Annotated in this window: 15 protein-coding genes; 9 read left to right on the plus strand and 6 right to left on the minus strand. The window is 70.3% G+C overall.

The features are described from left to right. Window position 1: 1 nt before the first annotated feature. Window positions 2-1,264 (minus strand): mechanosensitive ion channel family protein, encoded by a 1,263-nt coding sequence (locus ACWA7K_RS14925; protein ID WP_456162181.1) that lies wholly within the window; start codon window positions 1,262-1,264, stop codon window positions 2-4. Between the two features lie 113 nt (window positions 1,265-1,377). Here ACWA7K_RS14925 and ACWA7K_RS14930 point away from each other — a divergent pair, with 113 nt between their 5' ends. The 4 genes from ACWA7K_RS14930 to ACWA7K_RS14945 all read left to right on the plus strand — a co-directional run bounded on the left by ACWA7K_RS14930 (window position 1,378) and on the right by ACWA7K_RS14945 (window position 5,584). Further along, the gene (locus ACWA7K_RS14930) at window positions 1,378-2,061 is read left to right on the plus strand and encodes an RluA family pseudouridine synthase (RefSeq protein ID WP_456162183.1); all 684 of its coding nucleotides are present in this window, start codon (window positions 1,378-1,380) and stop codon (window positions 2,059-2,061) included. A 151-nt stretch (window positions 2,062-2,212) separates the two neighbouring features. Next, window positions 2,213-3,493, plus strand: coding sequence for a nucleotide sugar dehydrogenase (locus ACWA7K_RS14935; protein ID WP_456162184.1), 1,281 nt, complete (start codon window positions 2,213-2,215; stop codon window positions 3,491-3,493). Further along, complete coding sequence (locus tag ACWA7K_RS14940; RefSeq protein ID WP_456162185.1) at window positions 3,493-4,524, plus strand: SDR family oxidoreductase; 1,032 nt, start codon at window positions 3,493-3,495, stop codon at window positions 4,522-4,524. The genes ACWA7K_RS14935 and ACWA7K_RS14940 overlap by 1 nt, the downstream gene beginning before the upstream one ends. A gap of 10 nt (window positions 4,525-4,534) precedes the next feature. Continuing rightward, window positions 4,535-5,584 (plus strand): glycosyltransferase family 2 protein, encoded by a 1,050-nt coding sequence (locus tag ACWA7K_RS14945; RefSeq protein WP_456162187.1) that lies wholly within the window; start codon window positions 4,535-4,537, stop codon window positions 5,582-5,584. Window positions 5,585-5,657: 73 nt separating this feature from the next. Here the strand turns inward: ACWA7K_RS14945 and ACWA7K_RS14950 are convergent, their stop codons facing one another. The 5 genes from ACWA7K_RS14950 to ACWA7K_RS14970 all read right to left on the minus strand — a co-directional run bounded on the left by ACWA7K_RS14950 (window position 5,658) and on the right by ACWA7K_RS14970 (window position 10,959). Then, the gene (locus tag ACWA7K_RS14950) at window positions 5,658-6,644 is read right to left on the minus strand and encodes a sterol desaturase family protein (RefSeq protein WP_456162189.1); all 987 of its coding nucleotides are present in this window, start codon (window positions 6,642-6,644) and stop codon (window positions 5,658-5,660) included. Between the two features lie 39 nt (window positions 6,645-6,683). Then, entirely contained in the window at window positions 6,684-7,334 is a 651-nt protein-coding gene (locus ACWA7K_RS14955) for a GNAT family N-acetyltransferase (protein WP_456162191.1), read from the minus strand. 2 nt (window positions 7,335-7,336) lie between these two features. Then, window positions 7,337-8,533: a GNAT family N-acetyltransferase gene (locus tag ACWA7K_RS14960; protein WP_456162193.1), complete on the minus strand. Its 1,197-nt coding sequence runs from the start codon at window positions 8,531-8,533 to the stop codon at window positions 7,337-7,339. A gap of 160 nt (window positions 8,534-8,693) precedes the next feature. Further along, window positions 8,694-9,857, minus strand: a complete 1,164-nt coding sequence (locus tag ACWA7K_RS14965; RefSeq protein ID WP_456162194.1) for a GNAT family N-acetyltransferase — start codon at window positions 9,855-9,857, stop codon at window positions 8,694-8,696. Beyond that, a complete protein-coding gene (locus tag ACWA7K_RS14970) occupies window positions 9,844-10,959 on the minus strand; it encodes a GNAT family N-acetyltransferase (protein WP_456162195.1) in 1,116 nt (371 codons plus the stop codon). The genes ACWA7K_RS14965 and ACWA7K_RS14970 overlap by 14 nt, the downstream gene beginning before the upstream one ends. Window positions 10,960-11,523: 564 nt before the next feature. Here ACWA7K_RS14970 and ACWA7K_RS14975 point away from each other — a divergent pair. The 5 genes from ACWA7K_RS14975 to ACWA7K_RS14995 are packed head-to-tail and all read left to right on the plus strand — an operon-like array spanning window position 11,524 to window position 18,008. Then, window positions 11,524-12,696: a hypothetical protein gene (locus ACWA7K_RS14975; RefSeq protein WP_456162196.1), complete on the plus strand. Its 1,173-nt coding sequence runs from the start codon at window positions 11,524-11,526 to the stop codon at window positions 12,694-12,696. Then, window positions 12,686-13,867 carry a glycosyltransferase family 2 protein gene (locus ACWA7K_RS14980; RefSeq protein ID WP_456162197.1) on the plus strand — a complete coding sequence of 394 codons (1,182 nt, stop codon included), beginning with the start codon at window positions 12,686-12,688 and terminating at the stop codon, window positions 13,865-13,867. The genes ACWA7K_RS14975 and ACWA7K_RS14980 overlap by 11 nt, the downstream gene beginning before the upstream one ends. 16 nt (window positions 13,868-13,883) lie before the next feature. Further along, complete coding sequence (locus ACWA7K_RS14985) at window positions 13,884-15,008, plus strand: Gfo/Idh/MocA family protein (RefSeq protein ID WP_456162198.1); 1,125 nt, start codon at window positions 13,884-13,886, stop codon at window positions 15,006-15,008. After that, entirely contained in the window at window positions 15,005-16,027 is a 1,023-nt protein-coding gene (locus ACWA7K_RS14990; RefSeq protein ID WP_456162199.1) for an NAD-dependent epimerase/dehydratase family protein, read from the plus strand. Before ACWA7K_RS14985 ends, ACWA7K_RS14990 begins: the two co-directional genes overlap by 4 nt. After that, window positions 16,020-18,008, plus strand: a complete 1,989-nt coding sequence (locus ACWA7K_RS14995; RefSeq protein WP_456162200.1) for a hypothetical protein — start codon at window positions 16,020-16,022, stop codon at window positions 18,006-18,008. Before ACWA7K_RS14990 ends, ACWA7K_RS14995 begins: the two co-directional genes overlap by 8 nt. The last annotated feature ends 18 nt before the right edge of the window (window positions 18,009-18,026 follow it).

The following is an 18,026-nucleotide window of genomic DNA, read 5'->3' on the forward strand; positions in this document are numbered from 1 at the left end:
ATCACGCCCGCGGGATCTCCACCCCGCGTTCACGCAGCAGCGCCAGCACCAGCAGGTTGACGTCGGACTGCACGTTGCCCTGGCCATTGTCCGGATCGGCGATCCAGAAGTGGATCGCCAGCTCCAGGCCGATGTTGGCGAAGCTGCGCAAGTGGACCGCCGGGCCGGGATCGGCCAGCACGCGCGGCACGGTCGCGATGCGCTCGCACAGCTCGGGGATCAGCGTCGCCACATCGGTGCCGTGGGCCACGATCACGCTGGTCGACAGCAGCAGGCGCGAATCGGCCAGCGACAGGTTCTGCACCGTCGTGGTGATCAGGACCTCGTTGGGCACGATCGCCTCGCGACCGGTGACGGCGCGGATCACCGTGTAGCGGGTCGTGATGTCGGTGATGCGGCCCTCGAAGTCCGACACCTTGACCAGGTCGCCGATGCGCACCGACCGCTCGGCCAGGATCACGAAGCCCGAGACGTAGTTGGCCGCCAGCTTCTGCAGGCCGAAGCCGATGCCCACGCCCAGCGCGCCGCCGATGACGCTGAAGGCGGTCAGGTCGATGCCCACCGCGCTGAGCGCGACCAGCAGGCCGACGAACATCAGCATCGCCCGCAGCGCGTTCGCAGCGGCCTTGCGCAGCGACAGCTGCTCGCCCTGGGCGCCGGCCAGCAGCCGGGCCTCCAGCGCCGCCGAGATCCACAGCGAGACCATCAGCACGAAGCCGGCCGACAGCGTGCCCTCGATCAGCGTGCGCAGGCTGATCGCGTGGCTGCCCATCTTCCAGCGGATCTCGTCGAGCCCGTCCATCACCGCCGGCAGCACGCCGGTGACCCACAGCACCACGGCCGCCCAGGCCAGCCACGAGATGGTCCGCTCGACCAGCCGCATCGCCCGCGATTCGGGGAAGGCGACCGTCAGCACCCGCACGCTCAGGCGGATCAGCGCCAGGCTCAGCAGCACCGGAATCGCGACCTTGAAGACCGCCAGCGGCACGCCCGCGTCGCGCAGCAGGTGGCGTGCGAGGTAGGCCAGCGCCAGCGCCAGCGTCGGGAACAGCACGCCGTCGACCAGCGCCTGCCCGAACCAGATCGACGCCAGCGGCGCCTCCTGGCCGGCCAGCCGGCGGGCGGCCAGCACGCGCTGGCGCAACAGGGCCACCAGGCCACCGCTGACCAGCAGCGTGAGCGCCAGCACGACGGCCTCGACCAGCGCGTCGCGGCGGGTCAGGGCGGTGAGCAGCTGATCGAGTTCGGGAGCGGCAGGCAGCATCGGATCGTTTCGGCGCGGGTTCGGTGGAGCGGCTTCCCGCGCCGCAGCGGGCCCGGGAAGCGCGGCATTGTGGTCCAGCCCGTCGCCATCCTTCTGTGGCAAGGTGTACCCCGATGTCACCGCCGCCGCTGCCCCCGCTGACCCGCATCCCGCCCGAACTCGTCGGCGCGCCGCTCGTCGTGCTGCACCAGGACGAGCACCTGCTGGTGTTCGACAAGCCCGCCGGCCTGCCCTCGGTGCCCGGCCGCGGCGAGAGCCTGCAGGACTGCCTGAGCGCGCGCGCCCAGGCGATCTGGCCGGATGCGCGCATCGTCCACCGCCTCGACATGGCGACCTCCGGCGTGCTGGTGATGGCGCGCGGGGCTGATGCCCTGCGCACCCTCAGCCTGGCCTTCGAGCAGCGCCGCGTGCGCAAGGGCTACGAGGCGATCGTCGCGGGCGAGCCGGCCGAGCCGGGCGGCACCGTCGACCTGCCGCTGATCTGCGACTGGCCGAACCGGCCGCGCCAGATCGTCGACCGGCAGGCCGGCAAGCCCTCGCGCACGCACTGGCAGCGCATCGGTCCCACCGCCCTGCCCGGCACCTGCCGGGTCGCGCTGGAGCCCGTCACCGGCCGCACGCACCAGCTGCGGGTCCACCTGCTGGCGCTCGGCCACCCGATCGTCGGCGATGCGCTCTACGCGCCGCCCGAGGTGCTGGCGCTGTCGCCGCGGCTGCTGCTGCATGCCTGCCGGCTGGAACTGCCCCATCCCGACGACGGCAGGGCCATGAACTTCGCCAGCGCGGCCCCGTTCTGAGTCAGGAATCGCCGGAATGCCGAACTCCAAAATCCGCGCGTGCGGGATTTCGCGGAATGCGGCGGCAATCGGCTCCGCACGAACTCGGCCCTCTTTCCATCAGGTGTAATCCCGCTTGAATCGTCAAACTCGTTCCAAAGGAAGAAGCAGCATGACCATCGTCGCCGTCGTCGGTCTCGGCTATGTCGGATTGCCCCTCGCAGTCGAATTCGGCAAGAACTACCGCACCATCGGACTCGACATGTCCGCCGAGAAGATCGCGGCCTACAAGCGTCATGTCGATCCGACCGGCGAGGTGAGCGGCGACGAGCTGCGCGCAGCCGCCCAGCTGCAGCCGACCACCGATGCGGCCGACCTGCGCGAGGCCGACTTCATCGTCGTGGCCGTGCCCACGCCGGTCGACGAGGCCCACAAGCCCGACTTCTCGCCGCTGGTCGGCGCCAGCACCTCGGTGGGCCGCAACCTCAAGCCCGGCGCCATCGTGGTCTATGAATCGACCGTCTACCCCGGTGCCACCGAGGAAGTCTGCATCCCGATCCTCGAACGCGAGTCGGGCCTGAAGTGGAAGAAGGACTTCCATGTCGGCTACTCGCCCGAGCGCATCAACCCGGGCGACAAGCTGCACACGCTGACCAGGATCGTCAAGGTCGTCTCCGGCGACACGCCCGAGACGCTCGACAAGGTCGCCGAGGTCTACGGCAGCATCATCACCGCCGGCGTGCACCGCGCCAGCAGCATCAAGGTGGCCGAGGCTGCCAAGGTGATCGAGAACACGCAGCGCGACCTGAACATCGCGCTGGTCAACGAGCTGTCGCTGATCTTCCACCGCATCGGCATCGACACCACCGAGGTCCTGCAGGCGGCCGGCACGAAGTGGAACTTCCTGCCCTTCCGTCCGGGCCTGGTCGGCGGCCACTGCATCGGCGTGGACCCGTACTACCTGACCGACAAGGCCGAGCGCGTGGGCTATCACCCGCAGGTCATCCTGGCCGGTCGCCGCATCAACGACGGCATGGGCAAGTTCATCGCCGAGCAGACCGTCAAGGAACTGATCAAGCACGGCTCGCCGGTCAAGGGCGCGCACGTCATCGTGCTGGGCCTGACCTTCAAGGAGAACTGCCCGGACCTGCGCAACAGCAAGGTGATCGACGTGATCCGCGAGCTGGAGAGCTACGGCATCACCGTGCACGTGCATGACCCGGTGGCCGAGTCGGCCGAGGCGATGCACGAATACGGCGTCGAGCTGCGCGAGTGGCAGCACCTGCCGCGCGCCAACGCGATCGTCGCGGCCGTCGCGCACAAGGAATTCGTCTCCCGTCCGCTCGACGAGACGCTCGGCAAGCTCGCCGCCGGCGGCGTCTACGTCGACGTCAAGTGCCAGGCCGACCAGGCCGCGCTGGAAGCCCGCGGCGTGCACGTCTGGCGCCTGTGATGTGGCAGCTCCCGTCTGACCTCGCGGCCACGCTGGCCGCACGTCCGCAGCGCTGGCTGGTCACCGGCAGTGCCGGCTTCATCGGCTCGCACCTGCTGGAGACCCTGCTGCGCCACGGCCAGACCGTGACCAGCCTGGACAACTTCGCCACCGGCCACCGCCACAACCTCGAAGCCGTGCGCCTGGCCGTGGGCGACGAGGCCTGGGCCCGCCACACCTTCATCGAGGGCAGCATCGCCGACCCGGCGGTCTGCGAGCAGGCCTGTGCCGGCGCCGACCGGGTGCTGCACCAGGCCGCGCTCGGCTCGGTGCCGCGTTCGCTGAAGGACCCGCAGACGACGCACCTGGCCAACGCCACCGGCTTCCTGAACATGCTGGTCGCCGCCCGCGATGCCGGCGCGCAGCGCTTCGTCTACGCCGCGTCCAGCTCGACCTACGGCGACTCGCCGACCCTTCCCAAGGTCGAGGACGTGATCGGCCGGCCGCTGTCGCCGTATGCCGTCACCAAGTACCTCAACGAGCTGTACGCCGACGTGTTCGGCCGCTGCTACGGCATGCAGACCATCGGCCTGCGCTACTTCAACGTCTTCGGCCCGCGCCAGGACCCGGACGGCGCCTATGCGGCGGTGATCCCGCGCTGGATCGCCGGCATGCTCAAGGGCCAGCGCTGCACCATCAACGGCGACGGCGAGACCTCGCGCGACTTCTGCTACATCGCCAACACCGTGCAGGCCAACCTGCGCGCGGCGCTGGCGACCGACGAGGCCGCGATCAACCAGGTCTACAACATCGCCGTCGGCGACCGCACCACGCTGAACCAGCTGCACGCCGCGCTGGCCAGCGGCGTGATGCGCGAGCGCCCCGAGCTGACGGTGGCCGAGCCGGACTACGCCGACTTCCGTGCCGGCGACGTGCGCCACTCGCTGGCCGATGTCGCCAAGGCCCGCGAGCGCCTCGGCTACCAGCCGACGCACAACGTCTACCAGGGTCTCGAAGAGGCGATCGCCTGGTACGTGGCGAATGTCCGTTGAAGCACCTCGCATGACGGTCGACGCCGGGCTGACCAGCGTCGCGATGGTCGTCTACAACGGCCAGCAGGACATCCGCGCGGCCATCGACAGCGTGCTGGCGCAGCGCCACGTGCGCTTCGAGCTGGTCGTCGTCGACGACGGATCGACCGACGGCACCTGGGACATCCTGCAGAGTTACGGCGACCGGCTGCGGCCGGTGCGCCAGCCCAACGGCGGCCTGCCGGTGGCGCGCAACACCGCGCTGGCGAACTGCCGCGGCGATGTCATCGCGCTGATGGACCACGACGACCTGTGCCACCCGGACCGGCTGGCCTGCCAGCGCGCGGTGCTGGACAGGTTTCCCGAGGTCGGCCTGGTCAGCTCGGACTTCAGCGCCTTCGATGCCAACGGCCGCATCGACGATTCCCACATCGCCCACTACTACTCGCAGTGCAGCCCGGACGCTGGCGGCGTCGCGGCGCTCTACCCGGTGCAGGAGCGGATCGACCTGTCGGCCCTGCTCGACGAGCCGCGCATCGACGCCCGCTCGGTCGAGCTGCTGCACGGCCAGGTCTACACCTCGCTGGCGGCCGGCAACTTCGTCCATCCGCCGACCGTCATGGTGCGCCGCTCGGTGGTCGACCAGGCCGGCGTGTTCGATCCGGCGATGCGCACGATGTGCGACTGGGACTGGCTGGTGCGGGTTTCGCGCGTGACCTCGCTGGCCTACCTTGGCGCGCCGCTGCTGGACTACCGGCGCTCGGACCGCCAGATGTCGTCGCAGGCGCTCAAGCCACGCAGCAGCGTCGATGCACTGAACGTCGCGATGCACATCTGCTCGCGCGACCCGGGGCTGTTCCATGCCAGCGAACGGCTGCTGGCCCAGCTCGGCGAACTGCATGCCAGCGCGGCCTATGCGAATGGCGAACTGCAACCGCTGCTGGCACTCACGCTGATGGCCAACGCGGTGCTGCGCTACCGCTATCACGGCAAGCTGCTGCTGCCGACGATCGTGCGTTCGCTGATGCCCGGCTGGCTGCTCGATGCGCTGCGCAGCCTCAAGCAGAGGCGCTCGGCCTGAGACCGGCCGATCCCGCTTCTGCATGACGAAGGGCGCCCGAGGGCGCCCTTGTTGCTGGTCGGCCCGGAAACGCTCAGCGCCCGCTGCGCGCGCCTTCCAGCTGGCGGCCGAGCAGCAGGTCGAGCACGCCCTTGAAGGGCTGGAACATCGCGTGGATCGGGTTGGTGTGCGTCACGCCGTCGATCACGCCGAAGACCAGCTCCTCCTTCTTCTTCGGCAGGTAGAGCGTGCCGAAGGCCCAGTCCCAGATGTTGAAGAAGAAGCCGAGGTTCTTGCCGTAGTGGACCGGGTCGACGCTGTGGTGGATCTGGTGCAGCGCCGGCGAGCCGATCAGCCAGCCCAGCCAGCCCGGGAACGTGACCCAGACATGCGAATGGCGCAGGTTGGCCGCCAGCAGGTTGAACAGCTTCTGGAACATCCAGATGTTGATGAACACGTAGCCGGTGTTGAGGAAGCTCAGGTCGAACCAGATGCCCAGCAGGCCCATCGTGGTGCCGGTGATGGAGACGATCAGCAGGCTCTCGGTGATGACCTCGACCGGATGGACGCGGTACAGCGTGAACGGGTTGAGGTGCTCGGCCGAATGGTGGACGCGGTGGAACTCCCACAGCAGCGCGCTCTTGTGCAGCAGCCAGTGGTTGAAGAACGCCGCGAAGTCCTTGGCCGCGAACAGCACCAGGCCCAGCGCGACCTGGACCGGGAAGGACGCCGTCCACTGGCCGACGCCGACGTAGGGGCTGATGACGGCCTGCATGCCCTGCGCGAAGGCCAGGATGGTCAGCGCCTCGGTCAGCCAGTAGACCGGGCTGATGGTGTGGTTCAACAGGGTCAGGCCCATGTCGACCGCGAAGCTGCGGTGCAGGTACACGCGGGCCGGGAACAGCCAGGCGAAGAAGCCGCGCACGGTCTTGCGCACCTGTTCGGCCTCGCGCAGGTAGACCCAGGCCGCGAAGACGCAGCCCGACAGCAGGTAGAGCCAGAAGGTCCGTCCGCGCGAGTAGCTGACGATGTAGTGAAGGTCGGAGATCCGGTGGACGATGTCGTCGAAGATGCCTGTCATGCCTGGCCTCGGGAAAAGAAGAAGTCGACCGTCGTTCTCTCAGAGCGTGAACAGCTCCATCAGGCCCCAGTCCTGCAGCTGGGAGATGACGAGAAGAAGGATGTGGAGGAGCCGGACGCGGGTGCGCGCGAAGACGGGTCGCTTCGTCGGCACCGGCGTGCGCGTGTTGATCGGATCGGGGCCGGCGGCGCGGGCCGGCGTGGCCGCGTCAACGAAGCGGTGCAGCAGCCGCAGGCGACCGTTGCGCTGTCCGGACTGGTCCGGATCGGGCGCGTAGCCCAGCCGCTGGTAGAGCGCGATGGCGGCGGCGTTGTCGTGGCGGACCGTCAGCCCGATCTCGTCGAGCCCGCGATCACGGGCCTGCTTGCCGGCCCACGTGACCAGCAGCTCGCCGAGCCGGCGGCCGCGCTGCCGTGCGTCGACGGCCAGCATGTCGATCCAGAGCCGGTCGGCCGGCAGCCAGTGGGCGGTCTGCGCGTCCGGCTCCCGCAGCGTCACGATGCCGACGACGCGGCGATCGGGACCGCGGACCACGCCGGTCAGGCCCGGGCTGGAACACAGCGCCCGGCGCAGCTCCTGCAGGTCGATGTCCGGAAAGCTCGCCTGCAGCACACGCCGCGCCGACGGCCAGTCGCGCAGGCGCAGGCGCTGCACCGACGGGCTGGTGGGAACGAGCGGCGCGGGGTCCATCGTCAGGCTGTTTTCGGCAGGCGGCCGCGCTTCTTCAGCACGTGCTTGACCGAGCGCGCCAGCACGACCGGCATCAGCCGGCCGTGGCGGCGCTGCAGTTCGTGGGTCCAGGTGGGCACCTGGGCGGTCGACCAGTCGGTCTTGTGGCGTGTCACGCCCGACGAGGCCCGCATGCCCGACAGGTCCATCTCGCGCAGGCCCGTGCCACACAGCTCGCGCACGATCTCGGCCTGCAGCGTGACGCCGGGCGACAGCGCCGCGTGGGCGGGTGCGTAGGTGACGTGGCGCGAATGCGCGATCTCGCCATGCGTGAGGATCAGCTTGGCGCCGATGTCCTCGCCCGCATGGTGCAGGAAGTAGAACGACACCTGCGCCGGCCCCAGCCGCTTCAGCAGGTCGGCATAGAAATGGCGATGACGCTCGTTGCGACCGATGCCGATGCCGGCATCGGCCTTCCAGCTCAGGCGTTCGATGGCGACGAAGCGGTCGAGCGTGGCCTCGACCTCGTCGGCCGTCGGCCGGACATGGTCGACCACCGCCACCGGGGCCTGCTCGAACAGCTTGCGCCAGCGGCGCCGCCAGTTCTGCCGGACGCCCGAGGGCAGGCTCTCGATGTAGCGCTCGAACGGCAGGTCGAGCCGGATGGCGTGGAACTCGGAATCGGGCACCACCTGCGACTGGACCAGGCGCCGCAGCGACTTCGGCAGCGGCAGGTCGGCCGGTTGTTCGCGCAGCCGCAGCAGGTCCCAGCGCGAGCGCTGGCGCGCCAGCTCGTCGCCGACCAGCGCCCAGGCCTGCGCCTTCGGCAGCGTCGTCAGCAGGCCGGGGCGATCGCCTTCCCACATCGCGATCCACTCGAGAACACGGGCGGGGATGCGGTGGATCACGTCACGGCCGATGCGCAACGGCGCCAGCGCCACCAGGCGGCCGGCCTGGCGCACGACGACGATGAACAGCCGGTCGGCGTCGGTCGCGAAATGGCGCCAGCTGCTGGCGACGAACGCATGGGTGTCGAACAGCGTCGCGTCGGGCACCCGGGCCTCCAGCGCCTGCCATTCGTCGGCCAGCGCGGCGAGATCCTCGGGGCGGTCGAGCACGCTGACCTCGAACCGCGCCGCGTCCAGCAGCGGCTGCGCAGCCTCGCGCCGCACGGCCAGGGGGTCGGGCGTGACGGGGACGGGCAGTTCGGAAACGGTCATGACGGCGATCGGAAGAAGGCACGTGGAGGGCGTGCCGGAGCAATGGACGGGATTGTCCGCACGACCGGCCCGGCTCGGACCCATCGGCTCGGGGGGCAGGCGGGAGAAAACCGGGGGCTGCGGCAATTTCTCACCGCACCGCGCAGCGACTTGACCGGCGTCAGCGTGCGGCCGCCAGGCCGTCTTCGGCCGGTGCGTCGGCCGGGGAGGCGGCGCGGGCACGGCGGCGGCGAACCCAGTCGGTGGCGATATCTTCCAGCCGGAAACGCAGCCGCGGGCGCTGCAGCACGACCCAGTGCATCTCGCCGGCCAGCGTCGAGAGCTGGCGCTTGTAGCGGTGCTCGCCGGCCAGGAAGTCGTAGACCCGGTAGCCGGCCGCCGCGCACAGCGCGACCGCCTCGGCGTGGCAGACCAGCCCGGGGCTGTCGGAGCCGTCGACCAGCGTGTAGTCGATGCCGCTCTGGTAGTTGCCGACCTCGCCGTTGAAGACGAAGTTGTAGAGCACGCCGAGCGTGCGCTCGCCGACCTTGATCTCGATGAACTGCACCTCGCCACGCGGCCAGGCCGTCGTGATCAGGCGGCGGTGGAATTCCTGCGAGTAGTCGTTGCCGAAGGCGCCGGGCTGGCCGCGCGCCTGCCAGTAGGGCTGGTGCAGGCCCTGCAGCCGGCCGAACATCGCCAGCGCGTCGTCCAGGCTGTCGGCCGCCCGCGCGGTCACGGCACCCAGCTTGGCGTAGGCCTTGCCCGACTTGCGGACCTGGTAGCGCGGCTTCTCCTTGAGCAGCGGCAGGTAGCCGCCGGTGTGGGCCCGCACCGCGTCGAGGTCGACGCCGAAGACCGGCCGCGTGCGCGTCTGCGCCGTCACGCGGCCCAGGCCGGCCTGCAGCAGGTCATAGCCCTTGACGAAGCCCGGCAGCACCAGCTCGTCCCAGCCCGGGGCCGAGCCGACCAGCCAGCGTGCCAGCGCCTGCTGGGCGGCGGCCTCGAAGCCGCGCCGGGCCAGCAGGCCGTTGTATTCGATCGTGACGTCGTCGTGCAGCTCGTGGCCGTCGCCATTGAGGTGGAGCCGCCGGCTGATGACGAAGCCGCGCCGGCGTTGCGTGCGCCGGCCGACCACCACCATCGCGACGGTCTCGCCGCCCTGCGTCATCGTCAGGACCGGCGGGCGCTCGGCCGCCGGCATGGCACCGAGCCAGGCGCCGATCCACGTCCAGGAGGTGAAGAAGGAACCCTCGGCCTGCGCCTCGGCCGCGCGCCAGCGGGCCCCGAGCACGTCGAGGTCCGGGCACGCTGCGAGCGTGCAGATGAGTTCAGGCTGATCCATCGATTCCCTTGCGGCGCAGCTGCGCCAGTTGATGCTTCGCGCTGCGCAGGCAACCCTGCGTCAGCAGGGCCAGGTCGCCGCGCCGCGACACGCTCAGCACGAGCGTGGCGACACGGCGCCGATCCGGCCAGAGTGCGGTGATGAAGGAGTCGGCGGTCGAGCCGCTGTCGAACACGTCGATGCCGGGCAGGGCCTCGCGCACCGCGAGCAGGAAGCCGATCTCGCCGAGGATGCCGGGCGACAGCTTGGCGTGGCCCGGGTCGAAGCCGACCTTGAAGGCGAAGCCGCCGCGGCCGTCGATCAGGTTGCTGCTGCTGTGGATCACCCGGTCGCCCAGCAGCAGCTCGACCATCACGGCGCGGTCGGCCGCCGCGCTGCCACTCATCAGGTCGCGGAAGAACGCTTCCTCTTCCGGATGCGAGCGCATCGAGGTGCCCTGCTCGCCCTTCCAGCCGGCATGTTCGAGCGCGAGGTGACGCTCGATCGCGTCGGCGTCGATCTCCACGCCGCGCAGCACCCGCAGGCTGACACGCTGGGCCGGATCGGCCTTGCGCGTCGCCGACAGGTAACGCTTGGTCTGCGACGGCAGACGGGCGCAGACGGCCTCGTGGGTCTGCGCAGGCGGCGCCATCGTGGCGCGGTCGAAGGAGTCGAGCGTGCCGCTGCGGCGGCCGAGCGCCTGCACCGCATCGACCAGCGCCCGGCTGCTCGCGTCGTCGACGGCGCACAGGCGCAGCACCACGGCCGGCAGGCCGGCGCGGCGCCAGCCGTCGACCATCGCGGCGGCCGCAGCGGCCAGCGCAGCGCCGTCCAGCAGCACGCCGCCCAGGAAGCTGTGACGCGACAGGTAGCCCTCGGCATGGCCCAGCGGCACATGGCGATCGGGCGTGCGGGACTGCAGGGCCACGAGACCCTGCAGGCGCCACAGGCCGGCGTCATCACGCTGTTCGACCAGATGGATGGCAGGCGACTGGCCCGCATCGAGATGGCGCATCGCCGGCAGCATGAACTGCGGCGCCAGATAGGCATTCGGGTTCGCGGCGCGCGACACCAGATCGGCCCAGTTGTCGATGTCGCACGGTGTCAGCCGGTCGGCGGGCACGATCCGGCTGCGCCAGCCGGCGCCATGTGCGGGAGCGTGAGTCGTTCCGGTTTCGATACTGATGAATCGGTTCACGCGCAGGCAGGTCGTCGTAGGGAGGAGGCGCCGCTCAGGGCGTGAGAACAGGGAAGAAGACGGGGCCGATGACCGAGGATCCGGTCAGCTCGGGTTCAGATCGGCCGCCAGTTTAGTGAGCGCCCCCCGAGGTTCAGCGTGCATAAGCAACACCCGGGACGACTGCGTCGAGCGAGTCGACAGCCCCCCCGGAATCGGGTGGTGCGGGTGTCGCACGGTCGGGCCGACAGCAGGACTTTCGGCACACGAGCGGCGCCTGTCGAGCCCCCGACCCCTGCTGGAGCGCCAATTGCGCGGAGGACCTCACGCCGCGCGAAAAGTCGCTTCACAGGGCGATGACAGAATCTCTTCGGGTCTTCCCGGTGTCTGAACCGGAGGCCTGCGGCGCACGGCCCGAAGCCGTCCGACGACCGCATCCCGACCATCCCGGCGGGCCCGCACGACAGCCGTCGCGCCGGTCCCGACCTGTTTCCCCAGGGGAGTCCACTCTTGCCCATCCTCACGTCCATCGGCGTGCTTGTCCTGCTCGTGGCAGCGCTGCTGTTCGCGATCCTGCGCAGCCGCAACATGCACATCTGGATCAAGGACTACGTGTTCGGCAGCTGGCGCCGGCCGGCCTCGGCGCGCCAGGGTCCGACCCATGTGCTGTTCTGCTTCGTCGACCACTACGAGCCCGGCTGGAAGCGGCCCGACTACGACACCGAATGCCGCCGCGTGCAGCGCTGGGTCGACGACTACCCCAAGCTCTGCGAAGGCCACCGCGATGCCGACGGCCGCGCGCCGCAGCACACCTTCTTCTATCCGGAAGAGGAGTACCGGCCCGAGCACATCGACCAGATCGTCAAGCTCTGCCAGCAGGGCTACGGCGAGATCGAGGTCCACCTGCACCACGACAACGACACCGAGGCCGGCCTGCGCGAGAAGCTGCGCCGCTTCGTCGACACGCTGGCCGAGCGCCACCGCGCGCTGCCGGTCGATCCGGCCACCGGCAAGCCGATGTGGTCCTTCATCCACGGCAACTGGGCGCTCGACAACTCGCGTCCGGACGGCCGCTGGTGCGGTGTCAACAACGAGCTGATCGTGCTGCGCGACGAGGGCTGCTACGCCGACTTCACGATGCCCAGCGCACCGTCGGACACGCAGACGAGCACCATCAACCGCGTCTACTACGCCGAGGACGACCCCTGCCACCCGAAGTCGCACGACCACGGCGTGCGGGTGCGCGTGGGCGGCAAGCCCAGCGGCGACCTGATGCTGATCCAGGGCCCGCTGGGGCTGCTGTGGGGCTCGCGCAAGTTCGGCCTGATTCCGCGCATCGAGGCCGGCGACATCACCACCAAGAACCCGCCGACGCGCGAGCGTGTCGACGTCTGGGTCGAGACCGGCGTTCACGTCGAGGGCCGGCCGGACTGGGTGTTCGTCAAGATCCACACCCACGGCACGCAGGAACGCGACATGGACACGCTGCTCGGCCAGCCCGTCAGCGACATGTTCAGCTACCTGGAGAGCCGCTACAACGACGGCCAGAAGCACGTGCTGCACTACGTCAACGCCCGCGAGATGTACAACATCGCGAAGGCCGCCGAACAGGGCCTGTCGGGCAACCCGAACCAGTACCGCGACCACGTCGTGCCTCGCCCGGGCTTCCTGCATGACGCCTGACCTGCTGCTCGCCACGCTGTTCTGGGGCGCCTGGCTGCTGGTGGTCTATGCCCACGGCCTGTACCCGATCCTGCTGCTGCTGCTGACCCGCGGCCGCGTCGCGGCCATGCCGAAGTCGCGCCCCGACCTGTCGACCGATGACCTGGAGGCCCCGCGCGTGGCCTGCATCGTCGCGGCCTACAACGAGGAACGCCACGTCGCCGCGCGGGTCCGCAACCTGCTGACGCAGCAGTACCCGGCCGACCGCCTGCGCGTGCACATCGGCTCGGACGGCAGTTCGGACCGCACCGCCGAGCTGCTCGGCGCGATCGACGATCCGCGCGTCGATGCCGCCGTGTTCAGCGTCAACCGCGGCAAGGCCAGCGTGCTCAACGACCTGGTCGCGCGCGCCGCCGATGCCGACATCCTCGTGCTGAGCGATGCCAACACGCTGTTCGAGCCGGACGTGGTGGCTCGTCTCGTGAGCCACTTCCGCGACCCGACGGTGGGCGCGGTCTGCGGCGAGCTGCGGCTGCTCGATGCGCGCGGCAGCAACCAGGACAGCGTGTACTGGCGGGTCGAGCAGGCGCTCAAGCGCAGCGAGGCCTCGATCGGCGGCCTGCTCGGGGCCAACGGCGCGATCTACGCGATCCGCCGCGAGCTCTACGAGCCGCTGGCGGCCGACACCATCGTCGACGACTTCTGCGTCGCGATGGCGGTCGTCGCGCGCGGTCACCGGCTGGTCTACGACGCCGATGCGGTCGCACTGGAGGACACGCCCGACGACATCGCCGACGAGTACCGCCGCCGCGTGCGCATCGGCATCGGCAACTACCAGGCCTTCTTCCGTCACCCCGAATACCTGACCCGCACCAACGCGGCCACGCGCCTGACCTATGTCTCGCACAAGGTGCTGCGCTGGTTCACGCCGCAGCTGCTGGGCGTGGCGCTGCTGGCCAGCCTCGTGCTGGGCCTCCTGGGCTCGACCTTCTACGGCGCGCTGGCGCTGGCGCAGGCCGCGCTGTATGGCGGCGTGACGCTGTGGCAGCGCCTGCCCAGCCCCCCGCGCCTGCCGAAGCTGGTCAACCTCGTCGTGTTCTTCCTGGCCCTCAACGGGGCCTTCCTCGTCGCCTTCTGGCGCTACCTCACCGGCCAGTACTCGGGCTCGTGGCGTCGCACCGAACGCGGCTAACCCTCGGATCCCCAAGATGACTTTGAGAATCGGCATCGTGGGCTGCGGCAAGATCGCCGACAGCCATGTCGAGCAGGTGCGCGCCGTCGGCGGCGCGGAGGTGGTGGCGGTCTGCGACCGCGAGCCGCTGATGGCCGAACAGCTGGCCGCCCGCATGGGCATCCCGGCGACCCATTCCGACGTGATCGAGATGATCACGCGCGAGAAGCTCGACGTCGTCCACATCGCGACGCCGCCGGACTCGCACCGCGCGCTCGCCACGCTGGCGATGCGGGCCGGCGCGCACGTCTTCCTGGAGAAGCCGGTGGCGCTGGACGGCGCGCAGACGCGCGACATCGTCGCGGTGGCGCGCGAGACCGGCCGCAAGCTGAGCGTCAACTACCTCTACAACTTCGAGGCCCCGTCGCTGGAGCTGCGCGAGTGGCTGGCGGCCGACAAGCTCGGCCGCATCGTGCATGTCGACGCGACCTACGGCTACGACCTGGCCGGCGACTACGGCGTGGCCGTGCTGTCGGACGCCGGCCACTGGGTCCACCGCCTGCCCGGCAAGCTGTTCCACAACGTGCTGGACCACCTGGTCTGCAAGCTCGCGATGGTCGTGCCCAACGTGCCGGCGCAGGCCCAGTGCGTGGCCTACCGCTCGCGCCCTGCCGTCGGCAACCCCGTCATCGACGCGCTGCCCGACGAGCTGCGCGTGACGCTCAAGGCCGGTGACGTGACCGCCACCGCGCTGGTCAGCGCCCATGCCCGCCCGGTCGGCCACACGATGCGCGTGTTCGGCAGCCGCGACTCGGTGGCGATGGACTTCGTCGGCCGCACGCTGGTGCCGGTCGCCCGCCAGACCCAGCCCAGCGCGCTCGGCCGGCTGTTCCCGGCTTTCGTGCAGGCCAAGGCCTTCGCCAGCGCCGGCAAGCGCAACGTCGGCCGCTTCCGCCGCCACGAGTTCCACTTCTTCCAGGGCATGCGCCTGCTGCTGGACGGCTTCTACCGCTCGATCCGCGAGGACAGCGCGCCGCCGATCCCGTACGACGAGATCCTCTGGTCGGTCGACACGATCGACCGCATCGTCGAGGCGATCGCCGCCAGCGCGGCCGTCCCCACCGTCACGCCCGTCACGCCGGACACGGCCCCCCAAGCATGAAGATCCTCGTCACCGGCGCCGGCGGTTTCCTCGGCGCCCGCATCGTGCGCAGCCTGCTGGCCATGGGCCAGAAGGACCTGCGCTGCCAGATCCGCGAAGGCCGCGGCGCCGACAAGCTCGCCGCCCTGGCGCGCGAACACCACGGCGCGCAGGTCGAGGTCGTGGCCTGCAACCTGCTGTCGCCCGCCGACACCGTCGCGCTGCTGCAGGGCGTCGACCTGATCGTGCATGCCGCCGCCGGCACGCGCGGCGCGGCCGCCGACATGATGCTCAACACCGTCGTGGCGACGCGCAACCTGCTCGACGCGATGGTCGAGCAGAAGGTCCGCCGCCTTGCCGTCGTCAGCTCGTTCGCGGTCTACAACACCGAGGTGCTGGCCGACGGCGCGCTGCTCGACGAACGCTCGCCGACCGAGGCGCAGGGCGTCGCCAAGGGCGCCTATGCCTACTCGAAGGTGCGCCAGGAACAGCTGGTGCTGGACTACCAGCGCCGCCACGGCTTCGAGCACGTCTTCATCCGCCCCGGCGTGATCTACGGCGACGGCGGCTCGCCGTTCTCGTCGCGCGTGGGCATCCGTGCGCTCGGCTGGTTCTTCAGCCTGGGCGGCTCGGTGCTGCTGCCGCTGACCCATGTCGACAACTGCGCCGACGCGGTCGCCGTGGCCGCGCTGAACGGCGAACCGGGCGGCATCTTCAACGCCGTCGACGACGACCTGCCGACCTGCCGCCACTACCTCGACCGCTACCGCCGCGAGGTCCAGAAGCTGCGTGTCTTCCCGATGCCCTACGCGATGCTGGCCTGGGGCGCCAAGCAGCTGCTGGCCTACAACCAGCGTTCCAAGGGCCAGCTGCCGGCCGTCCTGACGCCCTACGTGGTGCGCTCGATGTACCGCCCGCTGCGCTACGACAACGGCGCGCTCAAGCGCATCGGCTGGCGTCAGGCGGTCAGCACGAAGGAAGGCCTGGACATGACGATGCGGGCGCTGAAGGCGCAGCTCGAGCGCCTCGCCCGTGGCTGATCTGGCCGGCCGCCCGCCGCGACGCCTGCTGCACCGGCTCGTCCTGGTGCTGGCGGCCGTCGGGCTGGGCATCCTGCTGGCCTGCGGCGGTGGCTCGAACGACAGCGTCGTCGATGCCCTGCCGGCCGCGACGGTCGGCGCCCACCCGCGCATCCTGCTGACGCCGGCCAAACTGGCGCAGCTGCGCGCGGCCAGCACGACGACCGAATACGCCGACTTCCGCAACCTGATCGACAACCGGCTGGCCGATCCGGCCGGCTACAGCGACGTCGGCATCTGGCCGGTGGCGCTGCTGGGCGCGCTGACCGGTGACGCGCGCTACTGCGCCGAGGCGATCCGGCTGGCCGATGCGGTCGTGCTGGGCGACGCCGACCTGTCGACCTTCGCCAGCGACACCTCGCTGCGCGGCGGCGAGATCCTGGAGGACGTGCTGCTGACGCAGGACTGGTGCCATGCGCAGGTCAGCGCCACGCAGAAGGCGCGCTGGTCCGACTACGCGGCCCGTGGCGTCGACCGCATGTGGAGCGACAACGACACCACCTGGCCGTTCGACGACCCTCACAACAACTACTGGTACAACGACCTCGAAGGCACGCTGCTGGCCGGTGTCGTGACCGAAGGCGACCACCCGCGCGCGGCCGAGTTCCGGCGCCTGTTCGCCAGCAAGTTCGTCAACGTGATGGCGCCGGCCTGGCGGGCACCGGCCTGGGCCGGACCGGGCGGCAAGGAAGGCAGCCACTACGACAAGTGGCACCGCAGGGTCTGGAAGCTGTTCGGCTGGTGGCGCGACGCGACCGGGCAGGACCTGTTCGCCCGCATCACGCCGCAGATCCCCGAGCAGCTGAACTTCTGGATGCACCAGATCACGCCCGGCCGGAACCACCTCTACCAATGGGGCGACGAGGCGCAGGACTCGACCGGCACGCTCAACAACGCCGGTCGCGAACTGATGCTGACGATGATCGGCCTGGCGCCCGGCTCGGTCGAGGCCAGCCACGCCCAGGACCTGCTCGCCAACTCGGCCTGGGCCGACTTCGACCGCCGCGCCGACCGGCCGCTGAACTTCCTGCTCAAGGCCAGCGGCGTCACGCCACGCGCGATCAGCGCCAAGCCCGACCTCTACCTCTACACCGAGCCGCGCTACGCCGGGAAGGCCTTCATCCGTTCGTCCTGGGACACCGGCGCCAGCGGCCTGAGCTACAGCTACCGCGCCCGCTGGGGCAACGCGAGCGACCACGACCACGTCGACAAGCCCGGCTTCCAGTGGTTCGCCAACGGCGAGTTCGTCGTGATCGACCCGGGCTTCTACTCGGCCTCGGGCCTGCCCGGCCGGGCCAACCAGGCCGGCGCGCAGGTGGCCAACATCGTCCGGCTGGCCGGCATCGACGCCGACACGGAGACGCAGAGCCCGCCGGTCATGCGCGCGGCCATCGCACCGGCGAACGCGGCGACCTGCACGGCCGGTGCGCTCGACTGCTTCTACTACCACGCGATCGACGCGACGACGATCTGGCCGCAGGCCACGCTGTACCGGCGCGACTACCTGCACTTCGGGCCGGACGTGCTGATCGTGTTCGACCACGTCAGCACGCCCGGTGCGATCGACAAGTCCTGGCAGATCAACACCACCGCGCTGCCGGCCGTGGCGGGCAACCAGGCCACCGTGACGACCGCCGCGAACACCTTGCGCGTGGCCAACCTGTGGCCGACCACCGCGACCGCCGCGGTGCGCGACTGGCGCACCAGCCCGACCGCCGGCGAGACCTACAGCGGCGGCTTCCGGCTGAGCTACACCGACAGCGCCAGCGACGGCTGGAGCCTGAAGGTGCTGGACATCGGCAAGCCCGCCGCTGCGGTCAACCTGGCCGGTTCGAGCTGCGCACGGGCGGGCAACACCTTGAGCTGCACGATCGTCGTGCACGGCCAGACCCGCCGCATCACCTACCCCGCCGACGCGAGCACGCCGGCCGTCATCCAGTGAAACAGGATCCTCCCTTGC

The sequence above is a fragment of the Leptothrix mechoopdaensis (SeqCode) genome, from assembly GCF_053893855.1.

Bases quoted from the DNA above. Each gene is read 5' to 3' on its own strand.
- ACWA7K_RS14960 (WP_456162193.1), bottom strand. From the start codon at position 8,533: ATGACCGTTTCCGAACTGCCCGTCCCCGTCACGCCCGACCCCCTGGCC.
- ACWA7K_RS14935 (WP_456162184.1), top strand. From the start codon at position 2,213: ATGACCATCGTCGCCGTCGTCGGTCTCGGCTATGTCGGATTGCCCCTC.
- ACWA7K_RS14945 (WP_456162187.1), top strand. From the start codon at position 4,535: ATGACGGTCGACGCCGGGCTGACCAGCGTCGCGATGGTCGTCTACAAC.
- ACWA7K_RS14930 (WP_456162183.1), top strand. From the start codon at position 1,378: ATGTCACCGCCGCCGCTGCCCCCGCTGACCCGCATCCCGCCCGAACTC.
- ACWA7K_RS14955 (WP_456162191.1), bottom strand. From the start codon at position 7,334: ATGGACCCCGCGCCGCTCGTTCCCACCAGCCCGTCGGTGCAGCGCCTG.
- ACWA7K_RS14965 (WP_456162194.1), bottom strand. From the start codon at position 9,857: ATGGATCAGCCTGAACTCATCTGCACGCTCGCAGCGTGCCCGGACCTC.
- ACWA7K_RS14925 (WP_456162181.1), bottom strand. From the start codon at position 1,264: ATGCTGCCTGCCGCTCCCGAACTCGATCAGCTGCTCACCGCCCTGACC.
- ACWA7K_RS14980 (WP_456162197.1), top strand. From the start codon at position 12,686: ATGACGCCTGACCTGCTGCTCGCCACGCTGTTCTGGGGCGCCTGGCTG.
- ACWA7K_RS14940 (WP_456162185.1), top strand. From the start codon at position 3,493: ATGTGGCAGCTCCCGTCTGACCTCGCGGCCACGCTGGCCGCACGTCCG.
- ACWA7K_RS14990 (WP_456162199.1), top strand. From the start codon at position 15,005: ATGAAGATCCTCGTCACCGGCGCCGGCGGTTTCCTCGGCGCCCGCATC.
- ACWA7K_RS14950 (WP_456162189.1), bottom strand. From the start codon at position 6,644: ATGACAGGCATCTTCGACGACATCGTCCACCGGATCTCCGACCTTCAC.
- ACWA7K_RS14985 (WP_456162198.1), top strand. From the start codon at position 13,884: ATGACTTTGAGAATCGGCATCGTGGGCTGCGGCAAGATCGCCGACAGC.